Source organism: Candidatus Eisenbacteria bacterium, assembly GCA_020847735.1.
Classification (GTDB): Bacteria; Eisenbacteria; RBG-16-71-46; order RBG-16-71-46; family RBG-16-71-46; genus CAIXRL01.
The window spans coordinates 1-2,660 of record JADLBL010000016.1 but is presented as its reverse complement, the minus strand read 5'-3'; the positions used below and the strand labels follow the sequence as shown (position 1 = coordinate 2,660).

3 protein-coding genes are annotated in these 2,660 nt (G+C 69.7%); all 3 read left to right on the top strand.

Annotated elements, in window-relative coordinates; translation table 11 throughout:
- Positions 1-27 precede the first annotated feature (27 nt).
- A complete protein-coding gene (locus IT347_07835) occupies positions 28-738 on the top strand; it encodes a hypothetical protein (GenBank protein MCC6349484.1) in 711 nt (236 codons plus the stop codon).
- A gap of 30 nt (positions 739-768) precedes the next feature.
- A complete protein-coding gene (locus IT347_07830) occupies positions 769-2,436 on the top strand; it encodes a ParB/RepB/Spo0J family partition protein (GenBank protein ID MCC6349483.1) in 1,668 nt (555 codons plus the stop codon).
- On the top strand, positions 2,433-2,660 hold a 228-nt coding region (locus IT347_07825), incomplete at its 3' end, for a hypothetical protein (GenBank protein MCC6349482.1). The genes IT347_07830 and IT347_07825, both read left to right, overlap by 4 nt.

Here is a 2,660-nt window from a genome sequence, read left to right as displayed (position 1 = left end):
GCTGGTGGGGTGATGGCAGGAGCGCGGTTGTTCTCGGTGGGGAAGGTGGGGATGTTCGTCGAGGCGGTGCAGCTCGGCGTCGAGAAGCGGCGCGGGGGCGACGAGGTCACCGTGCTCAAGTTGACGCTGAAGGTGGACCCGTTCACGCCGGAGCTGGCGGCGGCCATCGACGAGGGTCTGGGTGGCGACTCGAACGTGCGCACCAGTGTGTTCAAGATGACCGACGGCACGCCGAAGCCGCATATCGAGCGCGTGGCGTTCAATCTCCACTGCCCGCGACAGCGGATGGACCTCTACGCCTCGTCTGACACCGACAGCGCGCGGCTCTGCTTCGACCAGGTGCGCGTGAACGGCTGCTACGTGCGCGTGCAGAAGGATTCCCGCGCGCTGGCGGCGGTGTTCTCCGTCGCGTTCGGGCCGGTGGGGCCGACCGAGCTGGCCGCGGCGCAGCAGTATTTCCACGCGCAGTGCTTTGTGAGTTGGAGCGAGGCGGAACCGTCGTTCGACTTCGACGACGAGTCGGAGGACGACGCCGACGATGCGACCCCGCCGGCGCCGATGTGGGACGAGGGCGAGGCCCCCGTCGAGTCGATGGCCGATCGCGAGAAGCGGAGCCGGCCGACGGCGAAGCGGGGGACGCGGTCGAAGCGCGCGAAGCACGATCCCGAGGCGGAACATGCCCACCAGGTCGAGGCCGGGCAGGCGAAGCGCAAGCCGAACGGCGCCGTGTCTGCATAGCCCCATCATTACCAAGGAGAAATCACATCCATGGCACCCGCAGTCGCATCCCCCCCGCGGCACTCGGCTTACCAGGCGGCGCTGGCCGACCTGTCTCCGTCGCCACTGAACCCTCGGACGCATTTCGATGATCTCGACGACCTCGCCGCGAACATCCGCGTGCATGGCGTGCTGGTGCCGCTGCTGGTGCGGTCGCGGCCCGACCAGACTGGGCTCGAGATCGTGGACGGCGAGCGCCGCTACCGCGCCGCACAGCTCGCCGGCAACGTGCACGAGCTGCCCGTCGTCGAGCGCGACCTCGAGGACGACCAGGTCCTCGAGATCCAGCTCCTCTCGGCGATCCAGCGCCAGGCGCTCACGCCGCTCGAGGAGGCCCGCGGGTATCGCCGGCTCATCGACAGCAACCGGGCGAAGTATTCCGCGGCCTACATCGCCGACCGGATCGGGCGATCGGAGAAGTACGTCGTCGACCGGATGCGGCTCGCGCAGCTCATCCCGGCGCTGCAGCAACTGCTCGACGCGGAGCGGATCGGCGTGGCGCACGCCGAGCTCCTGGCGAAGCTCAAACCCGAGGATCAGGAGCGGGCGATCGATCCGGGCAACCCCGAGAAGTTCGGCCGAGAGCGTGAGCCCGGCGGACTCTGGCAGTCGATGGGCCGCACCCTCTACGACGAGGCCGAAGACGCCAGTGAGCGAGCGACCGCCGATCCGTATGCCGGCCTGAAGGCTCGGACCGTGAAGGAGCTCGAAGCCTGGATCGCGCGCCACGTCCGCTTCGACGTCGAGCACTTCGCCCAGACGGCGCCGCTCGACTTCGGCGAGACGGCCATCAAGGTGGAGGCGGCACAGCAGGAGCCCGGCCGCGGCCGGAAGGTCATCCAGATCACCGAGGACTATCGGATCGACGACGACGTCAAGGATCCGAGCTCGCGCGTCTACGGCCGCCAGTCCTGGAAGCGGGCCGACGGCACCGAGGGCACGTCCCGCGGCGGCCGCTACGGCGAGACGCGCGTCGACTCGCCGACCTGCGAGCACAGCGTCCTGGGTGTGGTCGTCGTTGGGCCCGGGTACGGCACGGCCTACCCGGTGTGCATCGCCCGGGACAAGTGCAAGGTCCACTGGAAGGCGGAAATCAGGGAACGCGAGAAGCGCGCGAAGGAACGCGCCACAGAGACACCGGCGAAGAAGACCGCCAAGAAGGAAGCGAGCTGGGAGGAACGGCAGAAGCGTGAAGAGGCCGAGCGCAAGCGCGACGTGGCCGCCTACCGCGCCGTGCACCCGCAGATCCTGGAGGCCCTGCAGGCCGCGGTGCCGCGGTCGTTCACCGATCTGAGGATGGTGGCCTATCTCTGGGATGCGCTCGACCTCGGCGACCCGCCGACCGAGGCGCTCCCCGAAGACCTGCCACTCGCGCTGGTGACGGCGCACATGCCGGACGACGACCCGCTCGAGTACTCCGTCAACTTCGAGCTGAAGACCTGCTTGCGCATCCTGCAGGCCTTCGGCGCCGATCCGGCACCGTTCGAGCGGGCGTTCAAGGGCGAGGTCGAGGCGCTCGCCAAAGCCGCCGAGACGAAGGCGCAGCCCGTGGCCGCGGCGAAGACCGCGAAGAAGGCCGCGGCGAAGAAGGCCACACAGCCAAGAAGGCGGCGAAGAAGGGCGGCGCGCGGTGACCGCGGACACGGAAGCGGACGATGAGGAAGAAGGAGCCTGACCGTTACCGCGCCGGCAAGCGCCTCTGGAGCGCGGAGGACGACGCGCGGATGCGCCGGGAGTATCCCGACACGCCGACCGCGGTGCTGGCCCGCCGCCTGCGTCGCACCGTCGAGGCGGTCTACGGCCGCGCCGAGACGCTGGGCCTGCACAAGAGCGAGGCCTACCTGGCCGGCCCGCACGCCTGCCGCTTGCGGCGGGGCGACCAG